At 35.0% G+C, this 3,906-nt stretch carries 3 protein-coding genes; all 3 read right to left on the reverse strand.

The window, feature by feature from the left end:
* Nucleotides 1-29: 29 nt before the first annotated feature.
* Nucleotides 30-698 (reverse strand): hypothetical protein, encoded by a 669-nt coding sequence (locus GO685_RS03920; RefSeq protein WP_175937657.1) that lies wholly within the window; start codon nt 696-698, stop codon nt 30-32.
* Between the two features lie 177 nt (nt 699-875).
* Nucleotides 876-2,207 (reverse strand): coiled-coil domain-containing protein, encoded by a 1,332-nt coding sequence (locus tag GO685_RS03925; RefSeq protein ID WP_175937658.1) that lies wholly within the window; start codon nt 2,205-2,207, stop codon nt 876-878.
* 76 nt (nt 2,208-2,283) lie between these two features.
* On the reverse strand, nt 2,284-3,906 hold a 1,623-nt coding region (locus GO685_RS03930), incomplete at its 5' end, for a class I tRNA ligase family protein (protein WP_175937659.1).

The following is a 3,906-nucleotide window of genomic DNA, read 5'->3' on the forward strand; positions in this document are numbered from 1 at the left end:
ACAAGACTGCTGAGGTTTTTATGGGTTTTTTAAACTTCGTTGGTTCTCTCATATGGCTTCTCTAAAATTTTGTTCACAGAGACTAGTTGCTGTTTACATAAACGTGAGATTTTAAGGTGCAATGATTTCTTCATTTGTGCATAGTGTAACTTCTTCATTTGTCTATAACGCAACTCTTTTATTTGTTGTTTACGGTGTGATTTCTTTTCCTGTTTATAAGGCGCATTTATTATTTTTTGAAATTCGTTTACCATTCTGCACAATTCGGCTATACGATTCGTTTTACCTTCTAACTTTTGCTCCAAAGATTCTTTTTCTTCAGAAAGATTATCTTTTTCAGCTTCTAACCGAACTACCTTCTCATCTAATCCTCTTGCTTTTTTGTCTAAACCTTGCTTCTCTTTCATTAATTCATTTAATCGTTCCTTTAACTCCCCTACCTTTTTATTTGCAGCTTCTCCAGCTTCTTTTTCTAAAGATATTTTATTTTCTAACCTTCGCTCTTTTTCAGCAAATTTACTTCTCTCAATCTCCATTCTCTTATTACTACTAATTGCTCTACACGAAAGTGCAATCACCAAAACAGACAACGTAGCTAAAGCAAGAATTAGAGGGAAAGGTACTTGAGAAGTTACAGCAAGCACTAAAGATGAAATTAACGTAAGAGTAGCTAAAGAACTGGCTACAAGATAAGGCACATTGGCTTTTTTAAACAAGTTACTCATTATTTTTCCCATAAAAAGGCAATAATGGTTGTGTATTCTTGTTAAAATTCCCTTACTTGCTGAAGAAAATGCTTATTATAACTCTGCACCTACAGTAAATTTTCCATTTTCTGTTGTAAATCCTGCCAGCAGAAAGTGGCTTTTTTAGGTCTAATCACGTATATTGCTGGATTGGTTGCGCATATAAGCTCTTTTGGGAGTAGAGGAAAACAAGGAACCTTCTTTATTGAAAGATGGTGAAGCACCATCTTCTGTGCAAAAAAGATCCGATGATTTATCTTCTCGGTGTGAAAAATGCTGGAAAGTTCTTTCCTCCAAGTGTGATTTCACCTCTTGAGTTACTTTTGCTACCTGTGTTTCATTATGACCTCCAGCTACTTTATGTTTTATTAATTCCATTATTTCATTTACTATATATTCTATTGCTTCTTGTACAAAAAACTCCTCACTCTTTATCTGTTGCAACAAAGCTTCTTCAGATTTTCTCCTTTCAGAAGATTTGTTCAAGAGTGAATCTTTTAATATTGTTATCTGATCATCATAATCTTCCTCTATCCTTGTCAATTCAAAAGATTGATCATGAACATAACTACTTAAATCGATTAACTTTTTAGATAAATTCTTATTTTCTTCTGTGATTTTTCTATTTGTAAATTTTAGTTCCTCCAGTTCTGCCAACAATTCTTCTTTTTCCTCTTCCAATTTATCTACCGTTATTACTCTTTTATTCAACTTTTTTACTTTCTCATCTGAATCTTGCTTTTCTCTCATTAGTTGATTGTCTAATTTCTCTATCTGCTTGTCTGCAGCTTCTTTTTCTATGGTCGTTTTGTTCAGTTGTTGTTCTATATTATCTAACTCTTTCATTTTATCTTTTAATTTTTGTGTTTTGGTAGCTAGTTCTTGAACTTTTCGGTCTAATTTTTGTTGTGTAACGTCTAGTTTTTTCTTTAACTGATCTATTTTCTCATTTGCCCCTTCAATTTCGCTTTCTAAAACTTGCTTTTCTTGAATGAATTCATGTGATTGATTTTCTAATTTCTCAAGTTTTTTTTCTATTTCTTCTAACTGTATTTCTAATAGCTCTTTCTTTTGTGTGAATCCAAAAATTTCATTGCATTTACCCTCCAATTGTTGTTTTATGTCGGTTAGTTCTTTATTTTTCCAGTTCAGTTGATTGTTTAATACCCCCACTTGTTTGTTAGCAGCTTCTTTAGCTTTTTTCCACAGAGTTATTTCGTTTTCCAACTCTTGCTCCTTTTTAGCAAATTTATTTTTTTCAACCTCTGCTTTCTTATTATTAGTTGCTTTACATGAAAGTGCAATCACCAAAACAGATACAGATAATGTAGCCAAAGCAAGAATTAGAGGGAGAGGTACTTGAGAAGTTATAGCAAGCACTAAGGATGAAATTAATGTAAGAGTAGCAAAAGTATCAGCTATAAGATACGGCGTGTTAGCTCTATTATATAAATCCCCCACTATCACCTCCTCACTACACAATAATAGTTACGGTAGCACTAACATTAAAGGAAGTCAAGTTAATTTTGCATGATAGTCAATATAAATCTGCACCTACAGTAAATTTTCCATTTTCAGCTGTAAATCCTGTTATATCCTCACCCCACTGCATTACTTCAGCATTGCAAACCGTTTGCAAATCATCTTGCGCGGATTGATTCAACCTATCCTCTCGTACGTTCGCTTTTATCGTCAATTTTTTTATCAAATGCTTAACTGATACATTATTATCTGTCTTTATTTTCCTCACGAGATTCAATATCTGCACAGAATTGTCTCCCATTTCTTCAGAATGCTTATCATAGATAAGTTCTTCTTTACTTGACCAATTGCTTTGATTATGTACAGAATTGTAACTATACAACTGGTGGTATATCTCTTCTGTAATGTACGGCAGAAAAGGTGCAAATAACCGCAAAATAACGTTTAATACATATGCCAAACTTTGTTTAGCACTCAAGTTTGCTTCACTGTTTATTCCATCCCCATACGCACGTTTTTTCACCAGCTCTAAATAGTTATCACAAAAATCTTTCCAGAAAAATTCCTCTATTGTCCCCAAAGCTTCGCAGTATTCAAATTGCAACAGGTTGTTCGTTGCTCTATCTATCACTTTGTATAACTTGGACAATATCCATTTATCCATTGTCTCACTGATGGAATTTATGCTTACTGTTTGGTGCTTTTCCATGAACATGGAAACGAACTTGCTGGCATTCCAAAGTTTTGTAACGAGGCGCTTACCAATTCTGAATATATTTTCAGAGTAAACTGTATCAACTCCAAGCCTTGAGTTTGCTGCCCAGTAGCGTACTACATCAGCCCCATAGGTCTCAAGTATTACATGAGGAGTGATGATGTTATCTTTTGATTTACTCATCTTTTTTTTATCATCAGCTAAACACCAACCACTGATCATGATATTTTTCCATGGCAGGGAGTTTGCATGGCAATGTGCCTTCAAAATTGTATAAAAAGCCCAAGTTCTTATTATCTCATGGCTTTGGCTACGCAGATCTGCAGGAAATATCTTGTCATAGCGATGATTCGGTAAGTGAAACTCGTTGTTTACTGCCAGTGCACTTAGCTGAGGAGTGATCGCACTCGTAGCCCAAGTGTCCATCACATCTTGATCTGAGATAACTTCTTCCTTACTATACCCTTTTGGCAAATCCTTGAGTGGATCTATAGGCAGATCCTTCGCTTCAGCTAGAATGATTTTGCCTTCTTCTCCTTTACGTTTTGAATACCACACTGGAAATGGCACACCAAAATAACGCTGCCTTGAGATGCACCAGCCCCAATTTAGCCCTTCTATCCACACCTCCATGCGTTTACGCATAGTAGCTGGATGCCAATTGCATTCTCTCACTTTATCTAACACTTTAGCTTTTTCCTCTAAAATCTTGATAAACCATTGATAAGTAGGCAATATTTCAAGTGGTGCACCAGATCTTTCTGCACACTTAACAGAATGAGAAATGCTAGTGCTTTCTATCAAAAGTCCTTTTTCACTCAGGATTTCAACTATTCTCTTTCTTGCTTCTTTAACCTTTAGTCCATTTAGTACACCACTTGTCATCCCAGTGCCTTGACACTGGGATCTATTGTTATCACAAACTGAATCTAGACTCATCCTCCCATCCTGATCAATGATAAT

The sequence above is a fragment of the Wolbachia endosymbiont of Madathamugadia hiepei genome (genome assembly GCF_013366855.1).
Lineage (GTDB): Bacteria > Pseudomonadota > Alphaproteobacteria > Rickettsiales > Anaplasmataceae > Wolbachia.